Below are 20,548 nucleotides of genomic sequence, written 5' to 3' on the forward strand. Positions count from 1 at the left end.
TATTGGAGAACGTTTACCCTCCCCACAGGAAATAATGGGTAGACAACTGCTTTTTTTCGAGCGTTCTGATGTTCAAAATCAATTTTTTACCATCGCCTCCTGTGTAATAATTGGTTGGTTAATTTCTCGCAAAGTATGGAGTTATTTAAGAATTAAGTTTCCTCAAGCAACAGATTTTAATTGGACTGATAAAAGACTTCCTTTAAAACAATATTTGGCGGCACTTTTGTCTAATCTTGATTTTCCTATTATTAGTTTAGGTTTACTTAATCTAATTCAAACATTTTTTGTAATTCAAGATTGGAAAGAAGGACTTGTATTGGTCGCTATTCGCTTGATGTGGGTTTACTTTGTTTACCAATTTTGTTTGGTTTCTCTCTATGCAGTTTTCCCTTTAAATATCGTCAGACAATTTCACCGTCGTCTATTTGCTCCTTTATTAATTCTTTTTATTTTAGGAACAATTATTAGTCTTTATAATGATTTCTCCCAACTTGCTCAAGTCTCTCTATTTAATTTATTTAATACACCTATTTCTTTAAAAATTATTTTTACTCTCATTGCTGGACTGTATTTTTGGGTTGTTATTATTACCCTAATGGAAAATTCATTACTTGATTTTGTTCGCTCTAAACCTCAATTAGATTTGGGATCAGCCTCCGCTAGTTTATTATTAGCTCGCTATTTTCTTATTACATTAGGGATTGTTTTAATTTTAGGTTATATTGGGGTTAATGGGACAGCGATCGCTGCTGTTACTGGGGGTCTATCTGTTGGAATTGGTTTTGGTTTACAGCAGGTTGTTAGTAATTTTGTAAGTGGCATTTTATTGTTATTTGAAGGAGTATTAAAACCAGGAGATATTATTAGTGTTGGGGGACAAACCAGCGAAGTTAAAAGTCTGGGAATTCGAGCAACAACTGTCCGAATGTTAGGAGATAACTCTGAAAAAATTATTCCTAATCAAACATTTTTTACTACTGATGTAACCACTTATACAGGAAGCGATCGCCTCGTTTATTGTTCCGTGACTATTGGTGTTGGTTATGATTCCAAATCTCAAGAAGTTATGGATCTTCTTTTACAAATTGCCAAGAATCATCCAAAAGTGCTAACAGAACCTTCTCCCTCAGCTTTTTTAATTGATTTTGGAGATTCAAGTATAAATTTTGAATTGAAATTTTGGCTCAATGATATTAATACCAGGAAGCGAGTTATTAGCGATATTAGCTGTGAGATTCTTACTCAATTTACTCAGCATAATATTGAAATTCCGTTCCCTCAAAGAGATATTAATATTCGCAATATAAGCGGTACATAGTAGAGTTCTGAAGTATTAATTGATAATTTCGTTGACAATTAATAAATTTTGGTTAAGTTTTTGGCAATGGTGAAATTTGAGATAGGATAATAACAAATATAATGAACTTCCCCGTTGAAATATAACTACTCTCAATTGCCGTAAAAAAACAATGAATAACAAAATTGCTGTAAATTTAATGCGTCTTCTTGCATTCTCTCTAATTATTTCAGGTTTTCATCTAATGCCTTCTCCAACGTTAGCCCAGATGGGGGATAATGATTCAGAAGAGTTTGTTGAGCAAGGCAACCAAGAAATGGAGCAAGACGTTGAAACCTTAGAAAATGAACAATCTCAAGAACTAACGGAACAACAAAAAGAAGAAAAATTAGAGCAAGAGCTTAACATTCAACAGAGAAATCCTCAATCTCCTGAAATAGAAGATGTTCCCGCCCCAGGGGTAGGGGATAATGTCCCAACCCCACCACCTGACGGGGAAGCAGAAATTAAGATTCCCTAATAACAAATGACAGGTAAAATTATACTTCTGACTTGCTAAAACCCATTTAAAATGCCTTTTAGCTTAGGGAGCAGGTACCACACGATAGTAGACTCCGTTCGCACCGTAGGCAGGGCTGAACCAGGTTCCATTACAATCATAAAAGCTTGTACTACCAGAAGGGGTGTAGACACATCCAGTCGGCAGAGTCGGATAAATCGCGCCCATCGCATAGGAACTCCCCGCAGCAACTCCGGCCGCGTAAGCGTTTGCGCTGGCTGCATTACTATTGGCTTCACCCGCCGCTACTCCAACCGCCGCACCTACTGCCGCAGCACCGGCCGCAGCCCAACCCCCGCAATTATAGCAACCCGAACCATAGCTGTTCACGACAGCAGGTGGGTGATAGGTTGAGTAGGCCCCACCATAATAAGTGTTTACCCCCCCATGAACCGTTGTTCCATAGGCTCCAGTCCCACTCCAGGAACCGCCGCCACCTGATGCTGTGCCGCCGCGATAGCCCGTACCACTCCAAGAGCCATCGCCACCGGATGCAGTGCCGCCTCGGAAACCTGTACCACTCCAAGAGCCATCGCCACCGGATGCAGTGCCACCTCGGAAACCTGTACCACTCCAAGAGCCATCGCCACCGGATGCAGTGCCACCTCGGAAACCCGTACCACTCCAGGAACCATCGCCCCCTGATACGCTACCACCTCGGTACCCTGTATGACTCCAGGAACCTCCGCCTCCGCCCCCATGAAACCAGGCTGAAGCGGGTTGAACATAGAAAGCAGTGAGTAAAAGGCTTGCAGAAGCAATAATTACGCTTTTTGTCATATTTAAAGTTTTCATGATCTGATTCTCCTAGCTAGGGCTTATCTGTCGGACTGGGGGAAGGTTTAGGTTCAGGACGGGCAAAGGGAATAGACGACGCGCCCTGAGTCTTTGACGGGGCAAAAGTATCAGCCGCGATCGCACCGTTAAGTTGCCAGTCTTTAAACTCTACCTGATGACGTAGTCTTGAGGGATCATCTCGATAAACAGCGCGAATCATGCGGGGCAGTTTATCATCCGCACCGATCCAAACCTGAGCAAATATCTTGTCGTTAACCAGTCCTATCATGTCGGTTTTTGTTCCCCCAATCACCTGAGATTGCCCGATGACGAACGCCATTTTTAACCCCTCGGCAATGTCTTTATAGGGATTTTCGACCACCACATCAGTGAAGGGGAAGTAAATTGCTGCGGAGTCGTAGGCCATCTTTAAAGCCGCATCAATGGTAGAGGGAGCCTCAGAGGTAGCGACGAGATTCTCTGCTGGAGAGTAGGCGGTTATACTCTTACCGTTGTAATAGAATTCGTTGGCTGGGCCATCCCCTGGGGTAATTACCCGTAATTTGTTGGGGCGTTCCAGGGTAACTTCGGAGATGGTTGTGTAAACTAGGGGCGGGCCAATGAGACTAGGACTTTCGTAAGTGGTAATGGATGTAAAGGTCATTGAACGGGCGGCAGCCAATGTCTCACTCATGGTCTTGAGGAGTTTGAGTGCCTGGGGTTCCAGCATCTGATCAGCACTAGGCGCAGTTTCTGGTTTGGTTTGTGCCGTTGTTTGTTGCACAATTCCCAGTAAAGTTAAACTGGCTAAGGATAATAGGAAACCTTTTTTCAAAGAAATCTTCATTTAAGATGATAATTGTTTTAAGTGAGCAATGACTTATAAAAAGTAGAAAGACAAAATTTTGACTGCTTAGGGTAACGAAGCAATCTTAACCACTCCAAACTAGCACAAAAAAGCTAATTTAGCGACTTTTATAAAGAAAAATAAAGTTGAGTTTGGCCATTGATTAAGCGTTGACTTTTACTGTAAGCTTTTATCTTGTTTAAACTCATCTCAAAATTGTTATTATTAAATCTTAGGAAAATCATCCCCATGTTCAAATCTAAACTCTCTTTATTCTTTTTAGGATTTTTCTTGACTTGTCTAACCTCAATACCTGTAAAAGCTGCCGAAAAATTATTTTTATCTTACGGGTCGTTGATGTTTTCTTTAAGGGTAGACTCTTTAGAAACTTTTGCAAAAACTGGCACAATTAATGAAGATTTAGGATTTTACTTAAACCTAGTCAGTCCAGAACAACAAGCAGAATTTCGCACAGCACTAACCAAAAAAGTAGAGGTTGATCCTGTACTGGTTTCCCGTTTTTTTAATAGTAAAATGGGAGAGTCTATCTTAACTCGCACTGGTAAAGGTGTCACAATTGAAGGGGGAGTTAATGGGGGATATGCTTTGCGGGGTGCGATAGTTCAAGCAGCATTTGATCCTGAAGGATTAACCTTACTAAATGTGCTTAAAAAATACCCTACTAATCTTCAGCTTCAAGGAGAATTAATTCAAGGAGTTTCGGAAGAACTTGAACAGTTAATCTTGGCGACCAAAACTCTTGTGACCAAGCTGGAAGAATGGACTGCCGAAGAAGCTACAACTGATAAACCTGTTGATTATGCTACCTTAAAAGACATCAGAAAACCTGGTAATTATGAGGTTAAAAAAATAGTATGGAATTTAACCGATAAAAGCCGTAATCGAAGCTTTTATGTTGATGTCTATATCCCCCAAAATTTGCCAGAAGGAAAAACCCCTGTTTTGGTATTTTCCCACGGCTTATCTTCTCGGCCTGAAGATTATAGTGAAGGACTTAAACATCTAGCCTCCTATGGCTATTTAGTGGCTGCTCCTCAACATCCTGGCAGTGACACTATTTACTTACAGGAGATGTTTGAAGGATATCATCGAGACATATTTGATCTCAATGATTTTATTAACCGTCCTAAAGATATTAGCTTTGTCATTGATGAATTACAACGGCGCAATAATTCTGAGTTTCAAGGTAAATTAGATCTAGAAAATGTGGGAATGGCAGGTCATTCTTTTGGCGGTTATACAGCTTTGGCGATTTCAGGAGCAACCATTGATTTTGAGAATTTAGACAAAAATTGCAATCGTCTTTATAGTGGCATCAATATCTCTAATTTATTAGAATGTAGAGCCTTAGAATTGCCTCGTCAAGAGTACAATTTTCGAGACAATCGAGTTAAGGCTGTTTTAGCAGCAAACCCTGTTAATCGCAGTATTTTTGGACAAAAAGGCCTCAGTAAAATTGCCATTCCTATTGTATTATTATCAGGCAGTGATGATCCCGCTACCCCTCCAGCTTTAAACCAGGCTTCATCTTTTACTTGGTTAACGACACCTAATAAATATTGGGGATTAATTGAAGGGCAAGCTCATGTTAATTTTACCAAACTTGATGGACAAATCAAACAGACAATTGATTCCGTTGCTCAATTAAGCTTACCGAGTCAAAATTTAATTAGTAGTTATGTTAATGGGATTTCAACGGCTTTTTTTGAAGTTTATATCGGCAAAAATGAAACTTTTCGTCCTTATCTTCAGTCTTCCTATGCTCAATATCTTAGTCAAGATGAGACATTTAAGTTAGATTTTATTACAGGAAATTCATCAAATAAATTAGAGGCCGAAATTGAGCAATATAAAATTGAGGAATTTCAATTTTAGAATTGAGGTGTTAAACTCAATTTAACTAGGACTTACGCAACGCCTCTAAAAATTATGTTTTTTGTAGGGGTAATTCATGAATTACTCCCACAGAATTTTTGATCATTATTTGTTGATTATCTATGCCAAAAGTATCTCAATCTGAATTAATTCAAGGGGCCATCAAAGGAAAAGTCGTTAGTTTTCCCACAGATACCGTCCCTGCATTAGCTGCTTTACCTGAACATTCTTCTCTCATCTTTGCTACTAAAAAACGTCCCCCAGATAAACCGTTAATTCTCATGGGTGCATCCCCTCAAAATCTCTGGAAATATGTGACAGGAAACCCACAAGAATTAGAAATTTGGCAACAGATTGCCCAAATATATTGGCCGGGGCCATTAACCCTTGTTTTACCCGCTTCTGATCTCGTTCCTAAAGGGATGAATCCCAGTGATCCTACTACTATTGGAGTGCGAATTCCTAACAATAGGATAGCCCAAAATATACTAGGGCAAACGGGATGTTTAGCCACCACCAGTGCTAACTTATCAGGGGAACCACCCCTCGAAAATATGGGGGAAATTACGGTAAGATTTCCTGATGTTTTAGTCTTAAATGAAGCTGAGTTAAAGAATCAGGAAAAATACGGTAGTGGATTACCTTCAACTGTGGCAAAATGGAGCAATAGGGGATGGGAAATCTTACGCCAAGGAAGCGTAAAACTTGAAGGTAATGAGTAATGAATGAAATGGAAACTTTAAAAAAAGAATTAGAAGAAACCAAACTTGCTTATCAAATGATGGCCCAAATTAGTCAATTTAAAAGCGGATTTTTAGCGAAAACTGCCCATGAATTGCGATCGCCTTTGAGTAGTTTAATGGGATTACAGCAATTAATTTTAGCAGATCTTTGTGAAAATCCCGAAGAAGAGCGAGAATTTATTGAACAAGGATATCAGGCAGCCCAAAAATTAATCGAAATTATTGATAGCATCGTTACAATTTCTAAACTTGATTATGGGACAATTCCTCTAAAGATAGAAACGGTTTCTTTAAACAAGATTTTAAATCAAGTCCATCAATTAACTCAGCTTCAAGCAACAAATTATAGCTTAAAAATAGAGATTAAAATCTCTGAAATAGATATTTATATCAAGGCAGATAAAAGCCGTTTTATCCAAGGATTAACTGCTTTAGTTGATACAGCTATTAGTCTCACCAAAAGGGGAACTATAAACATATCAACCCAATTAAATCAATTAGAAAGTATGGTTAATATTGTGATAGATATTCCCTGTTCTATTAAAGATTGGCAAGAAGAAAAACAAGGTTTAGAACTGTCACAAACAAACTTAAATTTAGTGAAGCAATGGAGTCATAACCTAGAAATGTCCCCAGCCATGAAATTTTTACTTTCCCAAACCCTATTAGAGAAAATGGGAGGACAATTAATACTCTTAGATATTTCCCCTGAAAATCAACCAGATACCCTTACAAGGGTAAAGTGTCGAATTCCTTGGGAAGAGCATCAATAGAACCATTTCCTAAGGAGATTGTACTCATTTCATAGGAATTTTGTAACACCATTGTTGTTGATTGATTCTCCTGAAATCCAATTCGTTCATAGAATTCTTGTTGATAGGTTGTCATTAAATAAACCCGTTCAACTCGACTCATTAAAGGGTGACTTAAAGCGGTTTCTACTAACTTGCGGCCTAATCCTAAACCTTGATAGTTTTTATCAATAACTACATCCCAAATTGTCCCACGATAAACCCCATCAGAAATACCTCGACAAAAGCCAATCATTGTTTCTCCATCCCAAACTGTCACCACCGGATTACTATTAGTAATAGCCATTTCTAAGTCTTCAATTGTTCTTTCCCTTGCCCAAAATGCTGCTTGATTAAATAAAGTCTGAAGTTGGCAAAAATCAACCTTTGATTTTTGGAGCGAAAACTGAATATGACGACAATCCATTGTTAGTAATTCCTAGGGGTTGTATCGATTTAATCCTGGGCTAAAAAGGAGCCAGACTAGGGAATGAGAATAACAACACTGAATCCTTTTTGTCTCCTAAACAAATTGTAACTAATTTTACCAACAAATCAATCACCCAAAAGGGATGTTTATTTTGATTCCTTGACATTTGCGGAACATCTGGGACTTATCCTCTGTCATTCTTGACTGGTGGTCCTAAAGTTGGATTATAGGCAATTTACCGTAGTTTTCCAGATGTATGAGTGCAGGAAAATCTTGAGGTAAAGTGTCAGATTTTTGTTGTCTTATGGTTGCTGAAAGGGCATACTTTCATCCAAAATAAGATACCCTAAATTAACGATCTTTAGTATCATCAAAGCGAAAACGTCCCCCAATTATTTAATTTTATAGGTTTTGACGAGGATATGTTAGTATTGCCTTCCCCGATAACATCCCTAGAATTATTACCACCATCAGCTTCTGGAGAATATTGCTGTCGTGTTCCCCTCAACTTATATAGTTCTTCTACGGGGGAGGAATTAGCCACTCAAGCGGCAAAGGGAAGACATTTGAAGGTTTTAGAAGCCACTGTCAAAGAAACAGCTATTCAAGTGCAACTCTGTGAGGAAGGTTACACCGCTTGGCTACCTTTATCTGATCTTAATGTTTTAGAACCTGCGAAACAACCCTATCGAAGCATTGTTGTTTCTCGTCGTGAGATTGAAAAGCGTCTCCCCGAAATTATCGCTTTTACCAAAGCAGCAATGAACCAACCCAATTATTATTTATGGGGGGGAACGGTGGGGCCAAATTATGATTGTTCAGGACTCATGCAAGGGGCATTTTCCGCATCAGGAATTTGGTTACCAAGAGATTCTTATCAACAAGAAGCCTTTTGTAAAAAGATTAGTTATGGGGAATTATTGCCAGGAGATTTAATCTTTTTCGGCACAGAAAGGGTTGATCATGTTGCTCTTTATTTAGGGGATGGATACTATATTCATAGTTCCGGTCAAGCGGTTGGTAGAAATAGAATTGCGATTGATCCTTTATCTAATCAAGGAGACAAAATTAGCAAAGGATACTATGAAAAATTGTGGAGTTTTGGTCGGGTAATGTATAGTTATTGTTCTTGATTTAACTATATCAATGATCATTAATAGGATAGATACTATTAGCAGCGATAAGCTAAAGCAAACCGCCCGATTCCTGCTAAATCTGGTAAAATTTTTACCCCTTGATAATAAGAAGAATCTTGTAATAATTGTGCCACTATTTCCCCTTGTCCCGCCATCATTTCAATCAACCAAACCCCACCAGAAACCAGATAATTAGGGGCAGTTTCTATCAAATAACAAATCGATTCTAACCCATCTACTCCCCCATCTAAGGCTAAATAAGGTTCATGCTGTCTGACTTCTGGTTGCAGTTGAGAAAGCATCTCCGTGGGAATATAAGGAGGGTTCGATACCATTCCACTGACTTTCCCTTTCAAGTTAATCAGGGGACTCCACCATGATCCTTGATAAAAGTCTATTTTTTGGGAAAATCCCAAATTAGCGGCGTTTTCTTCGGCAATGGCTAGGGCTTCTCTGCTAGTATCAATAGCATGAATGATCCCTTGAGGAAAGATCTCCCCTAGTCCCAAAGCGATCGCCCCGCTACCTGTCCCCAAATCCACCCAATTTCCCGATGCTAGGTGAGGGTTTAAACTATCTTGAGACGCTTTTAAGGCAAAATCAATGATTAATTCGGTTTCAGGACGAGGAATTAACACCGAAGGGGAAACCTTCAAAGAAAAGTTCCGCCAAGGTGTAACCCCCACTAAATACTGAACGGGAACCCTTTCTTTCAGACGACGTTCCCATAGTTGAGTTAACTCAGATAGGGGCAATTTTAAGGGAATTTGCGTACCGCGAAGGGGATCTCTTCGAGATCGCCCCACAAAAGAATTTAACCGCAAGGAAAGGGAATCTAATTGAGCGATTTCTTGAAGTAACCAATCTACTTCTGTGGGATCAATATCAGCCTCTATCGCTGCTTGTTTCGCCCAATTTCGCCAGTTATCTAATGCTTGACCTGATACGCTATAATCCACAACCATAGTTATTAACGTTGATTTTGGGGTTTGGTTTGATTAGCGCGAATCACTTGCATCATTTCTTCTGACGGCCAAAATCGGATATTTTTTAATAGGGCATTATCTTGTTGTTCTAAGTTAGCAATTAAATCACTCAGACCAACAAGCTCAACTTGAATCTCTGCTGCCAAATCGGGCTTAGATTTTTTTACGGTTTCTATCCATTCTTGAACCGTTGCTCTTTCAAAAAATACTGGCACAACCTGCTTATTATCTTTTTCTATAGTTAAGTAGGATCGATCTGATTTGATTCTCACTAGGTAAAGGGGAACATCACCGCGATATTCTTGACCATTAGCACTAGCAAGTTTTTTCGCCTCTTCTATTTCCGTTATCGTAGGAATATATTGCAGCAATAAACGTTTATTTGGGCTAGAATTTTTTCTAATAGTATCATAAATTGTTCCCAAGGGCAGAACTTGGACAGTGTATAAATTACCAATATCTGGACTTTTTTGTTTTAATTGAGTGAGTAATTGTTGAGCATCTTTTTGACTCATAAACACAGGAATGACTGTCTTATTGTCTTCGACTTGGCGAGCAATAGGAGAACCCTTATCATTCAACAAACTAAAAACCGGAATGCCACTTAATAATCCGACAATTTCTGCTTGGGGCAGTGCCAAAACGGGTAAGGGCTGTACTAAGCAAGTAGAGATCAAAGGACTTGCTATTAATCCTAGGGCTAAACTCCAATGAATTAAAGTCTTCATTTCGTCTTTTTGCTTTACATTATAACGTGCTTGACATCAGTTCGGGTGACAGATGAGTGTGGGGATTGTGAGGAGCAATAATCAAAGCTCATAAAAAGCCCTAGCTAAAGATTCCACAAAGCTTGTTGAATTTGTTGAAATTTTGGCCAACAACGATCTCCAAGGGTTCCAGGAATATCATTATTTTGAGCAACCACCGTCACTAAAATTTTGCCTTGTTTTTGCCTTGAATATTCAATTAATACATCAACAATAATAAAAGAAGACAGAGGAACTTTACCCGGAAAATCTCTCGCTTTCACGTAGTCGTTTCCTTGATAAATGACTTCCAACTCACATTCCTTCAAACGTTGACTAATCAAGGAGGGAATTTGTTCCGCAGAAGTCCCAACCCAACAATCATAATTATATCGAGCCATAGTCAAAATTATCCTAAAATTTGGGTTTACTAAATCTTTTTTCAGGATAACCAGGCTTTGGTAAAGAACTCGCAAATATATGATTGTTTGGTCTAATTTGTTATTCTTCTTCAAGTAAGCTCAAGATTGTGTCTTCTCTTTGGCTGAGAAAAGGACGATCAATTTTTCCCAGTTCCCCTAAAAATCCTTTGACGGAATCTTCTAAATTTTCTAGGCTGAGTTTAGACAAGCGATCGCTGATTCTTTTCATTTCCTGTTGTTGTTGAGAAGAATAATAAAAGTCTTTTAAATTTTCTATTTTTACCTGAATTATGCCATCCCAAGTTCTTACCAAACAAGAAAAATTAAGCACTTCTTCTACAATACACCATTGACCATTTCTCCCCTTAAGATCAGGATTTCCTTTAATCATAATTTGAGCGACTTCACCCACACGCCAAGGGTTAGGAACGGGACGACGCTCACGAATCTGATCAACAATACTTTTAGATTGATGTTTAGAATACTCTTTAACTAAGGGTTTAATTCCAACTTTTTTAGAATAGTTACCTCGTTGATTATGGATGGCTTGATTTAAGGGTTGAACTGACTTTTTCATCTTGGATAGTATGGCGGTTGGTAGAAGAAAACCAATAAAAAACAAAGCAGCAAAGAAAGTAAAATCGAGAAAAAAGACTCGTTTTTCCTCGATTATTTAATTCACACAAAACGCTCTGAAGAAATATAAAGGGTTTAATGTTTTTTGCTTTGTTTCTATTATACCACAAAAAATAGCAATAAGAATAACCATCAATTATCTTGAAGTTCTTCCTAATTTTCCACAACTTTGATCAGTTTTTTTTCAGTCAGAAACCCAAAAACATTACCGAGAGAAAAGGTTTCATCAAATACTATGATTAAGATAGGTTATTAAATCTCTGTGGAAAAAACCCCTAGGTTTGTGGAAATCTTCTGAAAAGCATGGGGAAAAGTTTCTCGGTTAAGAAAAATGTCCGTAAAGACCTTGACAAAATTCACAAACCAACCAAATTATGGCAAGATAAGATTAAGTTTTTTGATGAATATTCCCATGAATCCTATCTATCCCGTTGTTTGGTCTAATAACAAAGTATTACTCATCGATCAAACCTGTTTACCTAATCAATATACTCTAGTTGAAATTAGTCGTTATGAAGACATGGCTAAAGCCATTAAAACCATGATTGTACGAGGGGCCCCGGCCATTGGAGTCGCCGCCGCTTATGGGATGTATTTAGGGGCAAGAGAAATTCAATCTCAAGACAGAGAGATTTTTCTCAAACAATTAGAAGAAGTTGCTGAAATATTGCGTCAAACTCGCCCCACTGCGGTTAATCTTTTTTGGGCAATTTCTCGGATATTAAAAATTGCTTATGAAACCATTGGAACCGTTGAAGAGATCAAAAATATTCTTTTACAAACTGCCCAACTTATTCAAACAGAAGATCTCCAAACTTGTCAAGGGATCGGCAATAATGGCCTCGAAATTTTACCAACTAACCCCAAAAAATTGACGATTCTCACCCATTGTAATGCAGGAGCTTTAGCTACCGCAGGATATGGAACAGCTTTAGGGGTAATTCGTTCTGCTTGGACGGCAGGACGTTTAAAAAGGGTTTATGCTGATGAAACTAGACCCCGTTTACAAGGGGCAAAATTGACTGCCTGGGAATGTGTACAAGAACAGATTCCTGTTACCGTTATTAGTGATAATATGGCAGCCCATTGTATGAAACAAGGACTAATTGATTTAGTGGTTGTAGGTGCTGATAGAATTGCTGCGAATGGGGATGCTGCGAATAAAATTGGCACTTATGGACTAGCTGTTGTTTCTAAAATGCACCAGGTTCCTTTTTATGTGGCTGCCCCCCTTTCTACCGTTGATTTTGAGTTAGAAACTGGCGAACAAATTCCCATAGAAGAACGCGACCCCTCAGAAATTTATCAAGTAGGAAATACTCGAATTTGTGCCGATGGGGTAGATTATTATAATCCGGCTTTTGATGTGACTCCTGCTGCATTAATTACTGGGATTATTACTGAACAAAAAACTGTGAAACCGAGTGAACTGATTACGTTAAAAGAGTAATCGAGTTCTCAAATTAATGAGAGAAAAAGAAGCATGAATTATCCAATAATTATTTATCCCTACTCTCACTAATTAGGTGTTTTCACAAAACTGAATACTATTAATTCTAGACAAAATCCAATCATAAAACCAAATAAATGACTCATAATACTCACTTGAGGGATAAGAAAATCAGAGATAAATTGTAACCCTAGCATTGTTAGCATTATCAAAAATCTTTTGCGATTAATAGATGATTTTTCCTGCCACCATTTTCGTAAAAAGATGGCCGTTAAACTGCCGACTAATCCCATAATTGAAGCGGAAGCACCCACTAAAATATAATCAAGGTTATTGGTATAAATGGCTAAATAACTAAATAAAAACATGGCTCCAATACCACTGGCAAAATAAATGATTAAGTATCGATAAACTTGACTGAGAGATTCAACTAAACCACCAATCACATAAAGACCAATCATATTCATTAATAAATGCAGCCATCCATAATGTAGAAAATTAGCTGTAATTAATCGCCAAAATTGTCCTTCCCAAACCATCATAGGAACTAAAGCTCCTAAATCATATAAAGTCTCAATATCTTCGCTACCACCTAAGCTAATTTCTGCTATAAATGCTAAGATATTAATTAAAATAATTATTTGAGTTATCCTCTGTTTTCTATGAGTAAAAATAAGAGAAAGTTGAGAAGATTTTTGTCTTTTAAACTGAAGCATATAAAGAATTTTACAAGAACTCTCATTTAAAGATTTTTTGAGATTACAAGGCGGTTTATTTAATCGCCAGTTGATAGCATTACTCAGAATTAGGTTATGATTTGAACATAATTTTAAAAGCTTATATTTGTGATCTTTTTTAGGATTAATGGCCATTTGTACCGTAAGCAACCAAAATTCTTGTAACTCTTGTGGATAAAAAGATAAAGACTGTTTAAAAAGTTCTTGAACCGCCAATGTTTGTCCAGAAAAAGCAAAAATATAAAGATAAATCAAATGAATTTTTGATAAACTTCTTGATTTTAAAAGTTTAGATTCAACAGATAACGCCTCTTGAAATAATCGATTAAGTTGCCCCGTTTCTCCTAAAGATCTGATATAATAAACAAGTAAAGTGGCATCATTCCATAAAATTTTTGGCTTAACTTTACTATCAAACCATTCTAGACAACCTTGCCAATCTGCTCTAATTTCATAGATAGAAGCCTGACGATAATAAGCAATAATTGATTCACATTGATTAGAAGATTGTAGCCTCTTAATTCCTGACTCTATTTGACCAGCTTTTGCCATTTCTAAGGCAAAAATTAATTGTAAATAGTCTCGCCAAATTGGAGTAGGATGAAGCCAAAACAACCTAGATAATAGTTGACTGGCTCTTTGATAATTTTGTATTTCAATTAAACGATTTAACCTAGTTAATACCCAAGCAGGAAACCACAGAAAAATCAGACATAAACTTCCCCCTAACCAACTGTTGAAGGGCGAATCAAGTAAGGATAGAATCAAGGTAATGGCAAAAATAATCACACTAAGAATAATCCAGCCATCTTTCTTCGGTAGAATTCCTTGAACTACCCGAATAATAACGAGAAGACAAGAAAAATAAGTAATTATGATAACAATTGTTTCTACATCCATTGTCCCTTAATGATTTTGAAAAAAAAACAAAAAGCGGCAGAATAATTAAGAATTGACTGCCGCTTATTTTTAATAATTATCTCCGGTTGAGTGAGGTTTAAATCTGAGAAGTTAAGAATCTTAGGTTTCCTGGGGAAATGTCAGGTCAAATTCTTCAATAAGTTCATCGAGTTCTTCCAGAGCTTGTTTGACATCCACCCGTAAAATTCCTAAATCGGGTTTTTCTAAAAGTTCCACTAAAAATCCTCGCTTACTTTCAATTAGTTTCACTTTTTCTCGAATCGTTTCTTGATTCATTTTTTTGATCCTAAAACTAGCACTAACTCTAGCATAAACAATCTTGTCTCCCCCAGGCTAGTCTTCTATCAAGATCAGCCCAAAAAATCAGTTATTTACTCCTGAGCATTGGCCCCTTTTCTTAAAGACCATTGACCAGCATAATGAAATTTAAAGCGATCGCAAAATAAAGGACTTTTTATGTTACGCCAACTTTCCTTAGCCCGTGTAGGATTGACCGTGGGGGGACTCTTAACCCTAATGGGCTTTGTGGCCTATGCTACTGATCATCCTACCCTAAATTTAGCCGGATTTTTCTATGGTGTGCCGATTTTACTAGGAGGACTAGCCCTCAAAGCGGCAGAATTGAAACCCATTCCCTTTAGTCAACCGACCCCTCCAGATGTTCTTGCCTTAAGAGAACAACAAGCAACCTCTACCCAAAATCAAATCCGTAAAGATGTGACCCGTTATCGCTATGGTCAAGAAGCCCATCTTGATGATACTTTGGCACGGTTGGGGTTAAGTCCTACCGATGAAGATAGACCCTTATTAGTAGCAATAAGAGAGGAAAAATTTGAGGGAAATTATGCCTTGATTCTAGAGTTTAACTCGCCCTTTATTACCTTAGAAACTTGGAACGATAAACAAGAGAAAATCGAGAAATTTTTTGGCCCTGGTATTTATGCAAAAATTAATCCACAAGAAGATAATCAAATTGATGTGGCGTTAATTAGTTTAGGTCAAGCTGAAGGCAATTAGAAAACAATGGGGGAAGAAAAAAGTAGGTTAATTATGCCTCATCCCCCAAACCTGATTATGAGATTTTATCAAGAATTTTCTGGACAATCTCCATCCCGCTTACCGCTTGCCAACCAAATAAACCTACAATCGCAGTATTTAGGGTAATATGGGTATAACGAGCGAATTCATTACCCTTTTGCATTAAAGGTGAAAGAGAAGCTGAGACAGCAATCAATCCTGTCATGCTTAACCCCACTAATAAATGGGGACCAAAAAAGAGTTTACCATTATTGATATAGGTGATGGCCATACCGCCAATATTCCCTAATACCATCAACCCCAAAAGTAAGGAACCTAATTGATAATGACGATTACGAAAATCTTTTGGTAATAATTCTTTTTTAAGTTCTTTGTCAGCCGTACGGGTGCGTCGCCATTGAATGCCTAAATATAGTGCATAAACTGTCAATCCAAACAAAACCCACATGAGAAGGGGATGACCAAATTGCGACCAGACTTTGATCGGTTCTGGAATTTCGATTGCCATAGAGATTTCCCTAGCCTAAGTTACAACTGTTACAAAACTTAACTTAACATAATCCTAGACAATAATGAACTATTTTTGCAAGCGAACCACATACCATTGTAAATAACTATCTGGGCCCACATCGAGATCGCAAAAATTTTCCATTAAATACTGTGCTTGACCTTCAACTGAGGGAATTTTTACCAATTCTCTCGGTAAATCATCCTGACGAGTTAATAAGATAGCTTTGAGCTTTTCTAAAAGTTCCTCTGCGGTTAAAAATTGTTCTGGTTGGTCAGGTTCGAGGACAACAAAACCATCCTCTTGATACATAATTGAATCTGGCATAAGTTTAGAAAAAAAGGGTAAGTTTCAGCAAAAATTTTCAGATATTTAGGGGTGTCGCTGAAGAATAACGATTTGATCTCCTACCACCGGACTACGGGCCAAGAGAGTTCCTTGATCGTCAATCATTTCTAATTTCCGAAAATCTAAAGTTTGGGCCCGTTTTAAGATAGTATTAGCCAAAGTATCTTGTCGTTTTGGCGGTAATTCATACCATTGTTCTCCCAGAGTAACAATTAAACGACTGGCCAGAAAATTCGCTTCAATTGTACCAATTAAACCCGTTGGATATTGATTAGTTAATTCCGTGACCTGTTGTTGAATTGCGGCAATTAAACCTTGTTCTGGGGTTAATTTTGGGCCAGGAGGTGGGGCTAATTTGATGGGTTCAGGTAACGCAGGAGACTCTAATTGCGGTGGGGTTTCAATAACTTTTGGTTGCGGTATTTCTGAGGGAGTTTGCACAATTTTAGACACCGAAAGGGGTTGGGGTAATAGTAATACTGAAGTAGACAAAAAAGCCACAATAATCACCCCTAAAACTCCTGTAATTACCCAATCAGAAAGCCTCTCACTAATCGCCGTTGGAAAAAGAGAACGAATTCCTCCTAATACCCCATCCCACCAAATTTGTAAGCGATTAAAACTCGGTAAAGCACCGTCAATTCCTGGGAGTTTTTCCTCTGTTTCATCTGTCTCCGATTCCTCCCAATCTTCAGATTTTTCTGGTTCAGTTTTGGGCAAAGTTTCGACTTTAGTAGAAGGAGAAGAAACTTGAAGAGAAACAGCGATCGCCTCTGTACTACTGACTAAAATTTCTATGGTTTCTTGGGGCGGTAAATTCCCTAAAGAGTCGGTGGTCAGTTGGGTAACAATATTATTAAGTTGGGTAATGGTTGTTCGCAATAACTTAATTAATTCTGCTTGAGATAATTGAGGTTGTTTTTCTTCTGACATAGATTTATTTCCTATATTTTATCCTCTGTTTCCCTATTTCCTGATCCAATCTATCACTTCTGCTTACAAATTTGCTCTGACTCAAAAGAAAAGTGCTACTATAGAGCATGAAAACGAGAATGAGGATCGGTGACTAAGTTTGTTGTCAGTATCGCGTAGGTTTTGTCCGAAGTTAATATTGGCCGGCTGCTCTCCGAGATCTTGTATCTCTGCAAACCTAGGATTAAGGAGATCTTTACCGATGTCAATTTATGTTGGCAACCTCCCTTACGAAGTGACAGAAGCAGACCTAACTCAAGTATTTGCTGAGTATGGAGCCGTCAAACGGGTTCATCTTCCTACTGATCGAGAAACGGGAAAAGCGAGGGGCTTCGGTTTTGTTGAAATGGAGGAAGACGCTCAGGAAAATGCAGCCATTGAGGAACTAGATGGGGCAGAATGGATGGGAAGAAACCTCAAAGTTAATAAAGCTAGACCCCGCGAAGAACAACCCCGCAACTCTTTTAGCAAAGGCCGTCGGAGTTACCGTATCTAATTTTTAGTTTCAATTAACCCACTCTTCTGGAAGTCAAAGGGAACTTCCCATTGATGACATTTCCAGAAGTATTTTATTGTTTTAATGAGGAAAAGATCATGGCTAAGCGTCGTAATTTAAAGAAAGAAAAAGCTGAGCGTAATCAGGCCTATGCTCGTCAATTTCGTCAAAAATCTTCCCGCTTCTTTTCTCGCGGTAAACGCTATCCTGGAAGCCGTAACGAAGCACAAGATGAGGATGGAGATAACAACAACGATAGGGAATAATTCATTGTGAATTATAAACGGGTAACTGGGAACTAAGCTAATACGCATTTTCAATGCGTATTAGCAAGGCAAAATCACTAATTAATTGTGACCAAAACCGCGTTAATGGGAGTTGTTCCATTCGCAAAGAAAAAAATGGCTTTGTTACTGGGTAACTGAATTTGGGTCGTATTTTTATAGGGACTCAGAGCTAAGTTAATCGTAGAATTATTGGTAAAAGTTGTTAGTGAGCTTAAGGGGGTTCCATTTTGGGCCACAGTTACCCCAGTGCCAGCATCAGAGGCAATATTAAAGGCACCGCCACAAGTTCCTGCCATGACTAACTTTAGACTATTGGCAGAAGTAAGGGCTCCACTAGAAGGTATTGTTACTTGTGTACTACTGGGAGTCCAAGCAGTTACGGCCCCCGAAGCGGTTGTTTGATAACCACTAGCACTGGATAGGGTGCAACCGCTATTTTTTGCTAACTCTTGAATGGTAGCCGTGGCTGGAATATTGGGAGTAATCACTCCTTGAAATAAGGTAAAAGCAGATCCTCTGGTATAAGCTTGTGTTACCACCTCATAAGTGGCTTTGTCATAATAGCGACCATTGGTATTGGGAGTTGTCCCAAAAATATTACCTGTGTTCCCTTTGATCGTATTCACTGCCGAGGTGGAAATATGCAGTTCCGCATTTTTTTGATCGTCACTGACGCAGACAAAAAAGCCTTTTGGGTTGGTGCTGGGAATTTTCGTCATTCCGCTCGTCGCACAATTGGTATTTTGGGGAGCATCCGGGATAAGATCAATCAATGGTTCATGATTCCAGGTCGTACCGTAACTGCCATTGGCCTGTAACGTCGGCCCCCAGCGATAAATAGCATTTGTTCCCAATAAAGGGCTATCGGGAGGAGATTTTAGATAGTAAATAATTGGTTGAGCCAGACTGGGTGTATCGATAGCGAGAATCACTTGATAGGTTCCCGTAGGAGCAAAATCTGTCGGTAATCCTGATGAAACGTCTGTTCTCACTGCCGAGGCAGCTTTCATTTCCTCAGTAATAAAATCAGCCGCACGATTGACATTGTATTGAGTATCATTGGCTGCGATCGCTATTCTATTTTCTCTGGTTATCACAACCATGCCATAACCCGCCGCACTAACTACTACCAGTGTTAAAGACGCTGCGACTAATAACTCCATGAGGGTAAAGCCAGAAGCACTGCAATTTCGGATCAAGGTATTGAGCAGTTTTTTCATGATAAAGCCAAGGTTTAGAGAGAAGGTAAGCAAGTGCTGGTCGAGGTATTGTAAATTCCAGTGCGGATAATCCCTAATCCGGGTGTTAGGGTTAGGCAAGATTGTTGTTTGGCGGAAGGTGATTGCACCACAATTAAAGCGGGAGGCGAAGGAGGAGAGGTATTCGTACCCCAGTCAAAAGCCACATTGCCTCTGTAGGAAATGGTAACTGTAGAAGGAAAATCCACCGTACTGATCTTTAATTGCGATCGCAAAAAGACCGGAGCCGTTGATAAACATCCGGGGGGGGTACTTGATATAAAGGCATCCGCCGAAGTTGTCGTTGCTGAGACTGTAACCGTACAAATTTTACCAGTGCGGATAGATTGACGCTGCGCCTCTTGGAAGAGGTTTTTAATCTGATCCGTCGTTGCTTTTACCTGATTTTGACTCGTAATGCCAATCATCGACGGAATAGAGAAGGCCGACAAAATGCCGACAACAATGGTCGTAATCACCATCTCTAACAGCGTCCATCCACCATTAGGGGCAACTGAAGGAGGCGTGAGGGATAATCTCTGTAGAAACCACCGCCAAAGTAGACGTGTTATTGGACTTGTCATCTGCGAGGTAACTATTTTGGGTATGGGTTTGATTGGAGTCGCTATTGTAGGTTTTAGTTGTGTCATAGGGTTTGGCTACTCGATAGGTGACTTTTAAAACACTGGGATCGCTATCATCTTCTGTAATAATCCGTACCAAGCTATAGGAAGCATTTTTCGAGTTGGCAGTATCGGGAATCGGACGACTTTGATTATCATTGAAACTGGTTTTGACGACTTGGGAATTGTTATCCGAAGAATTAGCAGCAGTTACAGTCGTATCACTGGCCAGACTATCCCTAAAAATTCCTCCTACCCCTGCATCAAAAGTTGCTGCCCCACATCCAGAAATATCGTTAAAATTACTCGCCAAGGATTTGACCCGTTCTAAATCCTGCTGTATCCAAAAAGTGGCTTGAGCTTGACGTTCAGCTTTGATCTGCACGATGGCAGTAATTGCCAAGGCTTGCAGTGCGCCCATGACAAATGCCAAAATCACTAAGATCGAGACTAAAACCTCCAGCATGGTAAAACCCCGATCTGGGTGAACAGAGTTCAAATAGACAATTAATAGTTTAGATCTCATGAGTTTTCGCAAATTATCTTTATTAAACGAACACAACCTGTAGGGTGGGCATTGCCCACAATAATCTCTAAATCAGCGTTTGAGCCTTTTGGTGAGCATTGCCCACCCTACACTTATTTATGTCCGACCACTTCA

Annotated in this window: 25 protein-coding genes; 10 read left to right on the forward strand and 15 right to left on the reverse strand. The window is 38.9% G+C overall.

Going from position 1 to position 20,548, the window contains the following annotated elements:
- Position 1: 1 nt before the first annotated feature.
- Together VB715_RS02035 and VB715_RS02040 are read left to right on the forward strand one after the other, a co-directional pair.
- On the forward strand, positions 2-1,321 hold the full coding sequence (locus tag VB715_RS02035) for a mechanosensitive ion channel family protein (RefSeq protein ID WP_323299732.1): 1,320 nt from the start codon (positions 2-4) through the stop codon (positions 1,319-1,321).
- Positions 1,322-1,544: 223 nt separating this feature from the next.
- Positions 1,545-1,820 carry a hypothetical protein gene (locus VB715_RS02040; RefSeq protein ID WP_323299525.1) on the forward strand — a complete coding sequence of 92 codons (276 nt, stop codon included), beginning with the start codon at positions 1,545-1,547 and terminating at the stop codon, positions 1,818-1,820.
- Between the two features lie 63 nt (positions 1,821-1,883).
- Here the strand turns inward: VB715_RS02040 and VB715_RS02045 are convergent, their stop codons facing one another.
- The gene (locus tag VB715_RS02045; protein WP_323299526.1) at positions 1,884-2,654 is read right to left on the reverse strand and encodes an RNA-binding protein; all 771 of its coding nucleotides are present in this window, start codon (positions 2,652-2,654) and stop codon (positions 1,884-1,886) included.
- A 16-nt stretch (positions 2,655-2,670) separates the two neighbouring features.
- Positions 2,671-3,483 (reverse strand): DUF2092 domain-containing protein, encoded by an 813-nt coding sequence (locus tag VB715_RS02050; protein ID WP_323299527.1) that lies wholly within the window; start codon positions 3,481-3,483, stop codon positions 2,671-2,673.
- 249 nt (positions 3,484-3,732) lie between these two features.
- Here VB715_RS02050 and VB715_RS02055 point away from each other — a divergent pair, with 249 nt between their 5' ends.
- The 3 genes from VB715_RS02055 to VB715_RS02065 all read left to right on the forward strand — a co-directional run bounded on the left by VB715_RS02055 (position 3,733) and on the right by VB715_RS02065 (position 6,895).
- A complete protein-coding gene (locus tag VB715_RS02055) occupies positions 3,733-5,379 on the forward strand; it encodes an alpha/beta hydrolase (protein ID WP_323299528.1) in 1,647 nt (548 codons plus the stop codon).
- 122 nt (positions 5,380-5,501) lie between these two features.
- A complete protein-coding gene (locus tag VB715_RS02060; protein WP_323299529.1) occupies positions 5,502-6,101 on the forward strand; it encodes an L-threonylcarbamoyladenylate synthase in 600 nt (199 codons plus the stop codon).
- Entirely contained in the window at positions 6,101-6,895 is a 795-nt protein-coding gene (locus VB715_RS02065) for a HAMP domain-containing sensor histidine kinase (protein ID WP_323299530.1), read from the forward strand. Before VB715_RS02060 ends, VB715_RS02065 begins: the two co-directional genes overlap by 1 nt.
- Here the strand turns inward: VB715_RS02065 and VB715_RS02070 are convergent.
- A complete protein-coding gene (locus VB715_RS02070; RefSeq protein WP_323299531.1) occupies positions 6,852-7,340 on the reverse strand; it encodes a GNAT family N-acetyltransferase in 489 nt (162 codons plus the stop codon). The two genes, VB715_RS02065 and VB715_RS02070, sit on opposite strands and share 44 nt — an antisense overlap.
- Positions 7,341-7,765: 425 nt before the next feature.
- Here VB715_RS02070 and VB715_RS02075 point away from each other — a divergent pair, with 425 nt between their 5' ends.
- Positions 7,766-8,476, forward strand: a complete 711-nt coding sequence (locus VB715_RS02075; RefSeq protein ID WP_323299532.1) for a C40 family peptidase — start codon at positions 7,766-7,768, stop codon at positions 8,474-8,476.
- A gap of 38 nt (positions 8,477-8,514) precedes the next feature.
- On the opposite strand, the gene prmC is transcribed toward VB715_RS02075, so the two are convergent.
- The 4 genes from prmC to VB715_RS02095 form a co-directional block, all read right to left on the reverse strand.
- Entirely contained in the window at positions 8,515-9,444 is a 930-nt protein-coding gene (prmC, locus tag VB715_RS02080; RefSeq protein WP_323299533.1) for a peptide chain release factor N(5)-glutamine methyltransferase, read from the reverse strand.
- A 5-nt stretch (positions 9,445-9,449) separates the two neighbouring features.
- On the reverse strand, positions 9,450-10,193 hold the full coding sequence (locus VB715_RS02085; RefSeq protein WP_323299534.1) for a Tic22 family protein: 744 nt from the start codon (positions 10,191-10,193) through the stop codon (positions 9,450-9,452).
- Positions 10,194-10,297: 104 nt separating this feature from the next.
- Complete coding sequence (locus VB715_RS02090) at positions 10,298-10,612, reverse strand: hypothetical protein (RefSeq protein ID WP_323299535.1); 315 nt, start codon at positions 10,610-10,612, stop codon at positions 10,298-10,300.
- 100 nt (positions 10,613-10,712) lie between these two features.
- Positions 10,713-11,210, reverse strand: a complete 498-nt coding sequence (locus tag VB715_RS02095) for a hypothetical protein (protein WP_323299536.1) — start codon at positions 11,208-11,210, stop codon at positions 10,713-10,715.
- 471 nt (positions 11,211-11,681) lie between these two features.
- On the opposite strand from VB715_RS02095, the gene mtnA reads away from it, so the two are divergent.
- Positions 11,682-12,719 carry an S-methyl-5-thioribose-1-phosphate isomerase gene (gene mtnA, locus VB715_RS02100; RefSeq protein ID WP_323299537.1) on the forward strand — a complete coding sequence of 346 codons (1,038 nt, stop codon included), beginning with the start codon at positions 11,682-11,684 and terminating at the stop codon, positions 12,717-12,719.
- A gap of 68 nt (positions 12,720-12,787) precedes the next feature.
- Here the strand turns inward: mtnA and VB715_RS02105 are convergent, their stop codons facing one another.
- Together VB715_RS02105 and VB715_RS02110 are read right to left on the reverse strand one after the other, a co-directional pair.
- Complete coding sequence (locus VB715_RS02105) at positions 12,788-14,356, reverse strand: rhomboid family intramembrane serine protease (RefSeq protein WP_323299538.1); 1,569 nt, start codon at positions 14,354-14,356, stop codon at positions 12,788-12,790.
- 120 nt (positions 14,357-14,476) lie between these two features.
- Positions 14,477-14,653: a hypothetical protein gene (locus VB715_RS02110; RefSeq protein ID WP_323290292.1), complete on the reverse strand. Its 177-nt coding sequence runs from the start codon at positions 14,651-14,653 to the stop codon at positions 14,477-14,479.
- Positions 14,654-14,833: 180 nt separating this feature from the next.
- Between VB715_RS02110 and VB715_RS02115 the strand changes: the two genes are divergently transcribed.
- Positions 14,834-15,394, forward strand: coding sequence for a DUF2854 domain-containing protein (locus VB715_RS02115; protein ID WP_323299539.1), 561 nt, complete (start codon positions 14,834-14,836; stop codon positions 15,392-15,394).
- A 55-nt stretch (positions 15,395-15,449) separates the two neighbouring features.
- On the opposite strand, the gene VB715_RS02120 is transcribed toward VB715_RS02115, so the two are convergent.
- From VB715_RS02120 to VB715_RS02130, 3 genes are all read right to left on the reverse strand, one after another.
- Positions 15,450-15,923: a DUF4079 domain-containing protein gene (locus tag VB715_RS02120; protein ID WP_323299540.1), complete on the reverse strand. Its 474-nt coding sequence runs from the start codon at positions 15,921-15,923 to the stop codon at positions 15,450-15,452.
- A gap of 69 nt (positions 15,924-15,992) precedes the next feature.
- Positions 15,993-16,250, reverse strand: a complete 258-nt coding sequence (locus tag VB715_RS02125; protein ID WP_323299541.1) for a chlororespiratory reduction protein 7 — start codon at positions 16,248-16,250, stop codon at positions 15,993-15,995.
- Between the two features lie 45 nt (positions 16,251-16,295).
- Positions 16,296-17,204 (reverse strand): hypothetical protein, encoded by a 909-nt coding sequence (locus VB715_RS02130; RefSeq protein ID WP_323299542.1) that lies wholly within the window; start codon positions 17,202-17,204, stop codon positions 16,296-16,298.
- Between the two features lie 241 nt (positions 17,205-17,445).
- On the opposite strand from VB715_RS02130, the gene VB715_RS02135 reads away from it, so the two are divergent.
- Both VB715_RS02135 and VB715_RS02140 read left to right on the forward strand, forming a co-directional pair.
- A complete protein-coding gene (locus tag VB715_RS02135) occupies positions 17,446-17,739 on the forward strand; it encodes an RNA-binding protein (protein WP_323299543.1) in 294 nt (97 codons plus the stop codon).
- Between the two features lie 98 nt (positions 17,740-17,837).
- On the forward strand, positions 17,838-18,005 hold the full coding sequence (locus VB715_RS02140) for a hypothetical protein (RefSeq protein WP_323299544.1): 168 nt from the start codon (positions 17,838-17,840) through the stop codon (positions 18,003-18,005).
- A 77-nt stretch (positions 18,006-18,082) separates the two neighbouring features.
- Here VB715_RS02140 and VB715_RS02145 read toward each other — a convergent pair whose 3' ends face one another.
- From VB715_RS02145 to VB715_RS02155, 3 genes are read right to left on the reverse strand one after another with little or no spacing between them, the layout of a single operon-like run.
- Positions 18,083-19,246: a hypothetical protein gene (locus VB715_RS02145; protein WP_323299545.1), complete on the reverse strand. Its 1,164-nt coding sequence runs from the start codon at positions 19,244-19,246 to the stop codon at positions 18,083-18,085.
- Between the two features lie 14 nt (positions 19,247-19,260).
- A complete protein-coding gene (locus VB715_RS02150) occupies positions 19,261-19,746 on the reverse strand; it encodes a hypothetical protein (protein WP_323299546.1) in 486 nt (161 codons plus the stop codon).
- Positions 19,747-19,768: 22 nt separating this feature from the next.
- Complete coding sequence (locus VB715_RS02155; RefSeq protein WP_323299547.1) at positions 19,769-20,413, reverse strand: type II secretion system protein; 645 nt, start codon at positions 20,411-20,413, stop codon at positions 19,769-19,771.
- Positions 20,414-20,548: the final 135 nt, after the last annotated feature.

Source organism: Crocosphaera sp. UHCC 0190, assembly GCF_034932065.1.
Lineage (GTDB): Bacteria > Cyanobacteriota > Cyanobacteriia > Cyanobacteriales > Microcystaceae > UHCC-0190.

Bases quoted from the DNA above. Each gene is read 5' to 3' on its own strand.
- VB715_RS02040 (WP_323299525.1), top strand. From the start codon at position 1,545: ATGCCTTCTCCAACGTTAGCCCAGATGGGGGATAATGATTCAGAAGAG.
- VB715_RS02045 (WP_323299526.1), bottom strand. From the start codon at position 2,654: ATGAAAACTTTAAATATGACAAAAAGCGTAATTATTGCTTCTGCAAGC.
- VB715_RS02050 (WP_323299527.1), bottom strand. From the start codon at position 3,483: ATGAAGATTTCTTTGAAAAAAGGTTTCCTATTATCCTTAGCCAGTTTA.
- VB715_RS02055 (WP_323299528.1), top strand. From the start codon at position 3,733: ATGTTCAAATCTAAACTCTCTTTATTCTTTTTAGGATTTTTCTTGACT.
- VB715_RS02060 (WP_323299529.1), top strand. From the start codon at position 5,502: ATGCCAAAAGTATCTCAATCTGAATTAATTCAAGGGGCCATCAAAGGA.
- VB715_RS02065 (WP_323299530.1), top strand. From the start codon at position 6,101: ATGAATGAAATGGAAACTTTAAAAAAAGAATTAGAAGAAACCAAACTT.
- VB715_RS02070 (WP_323299531.1), bottom strand. From the start codon at position 7,340: ATGGATTGTCGTCATATTCAGTTTTCGCTCCAAAAATCAAAGGTTGAT.
- VB715_RS02075 (WP_323299532.1), top strand. From the start codon at position 7,766: ATGTTAGTATTGCCTTCCCCGATAACATCCCTAGAATTATTACCACCA.
- prmC (WP_323299533.1), bottom strand. From the start codon at position 9,444: ATGGTTGTGGATTATAGCGTATCAGGTCAAGCATTAGATAACTGGCGA.
- VB715_RS02085 (WP_323299534.1), bottom strand. From the start codon at position 10,193: ATGAAGACTTTAATTCATTGGAGTTTAGCCCTAGGATTAATAGCAAGT.
- VB715_RS02090 (WP_323299535.1), bottom strand. From the start codon at position 10,612: ATGGCTCGATATAATTATGATTGTTGGGTTGGGACTTCTGCGGAACAA.
- VB715_RS02095 (WP_323299536.1), bottom strand. From the start codon at position 11,210: ATGAAAAAGTCAGTTCAACCCTTAAATCAAGCCATCCATAATCAACGA.
- mtnA (WP_323299537.1), top strand. From the start codon at position 11,682: ATGAATCCTATCTATCCCGTTGTTTGGTCTAATAACAAAGTATTACTC.
- VB715_RS02105 (WP_323299538.1), bottom strand. From the start codon at position 14,356: ATGGATGTAGAAACAATTGTTATCATAATTACTTATTTTTCTTGTCTT.
- VB715_RS02110 (WP_323290292.1), bottom strand. From the start codon at position 14,653: ATGAATCAAGAAACGATTCGAGAAAAAGTGAAACTAATTGAAAGTAAG.
- VB715_RS02115 (WP_323299539.1), top strand. From the start codon at position 14,834: ATGTTACGCCAACTTTCCTTAGCCCGTGTAGGATTGACCGTGGGGGGA.
- VB715_RS02120 (WP_323299540.1), bottom strand. From the start codon at position 15,923: ATGGCAATCGAAATTCCAGAACCGATCAAAGTCTGGTCGCAATTTGGT.
- VB715_RS02125 (WP_323299541.1), bottom strand. From the start codon at position 16,250: ATGCCAGATTCAATTATGTATCAAGAGGATGGTTTTGTTGTCCTCGAA.
- VB715_RS02130 (WP_323299542.1), bottom strand. From the start codon at position 17,204: ATGTCAGAAGAAAAACAACCTCAATTATCTCAAGCAGAATTAATTAAG.
- VB715_RS02135 (WP_323299543.1), top strand. From the start codon at position 17,446: ATGTCAATTTATGTTGGCAACCTCCCTTACGAAGTGACAGAAGCAGAC.
- VB715_RS02140 (WP_323299544.1), top strand. From the start codon at position 17,838: ATGGCTAAGCGTCGTAATTTAAAGAAAGAAAAAGCTGAGCGTAATCAG.
- VB715_RS02145 (WP_323299545.1), bottom strand. From the start codon at position 19,246: ATGAAAAAACTGCTCAATACCTTGATCCGAAATTGCAGTGCTTCTGGC.
- VB715_RS02150 (WP_323299546.1), bottom strand. From the start codon at position 19,746: ATGGTGATTACGACCATTGTTGTCGGCATTTTGTCGGCCTTCTCTATT.
- VB715_RS02155 (WP_323299547.1), bottom strand. From the start codon at position 20,413: ATGAGATCTAAACTATTAATTGTCTATTTGAACTCTGTTCACCCAGAT.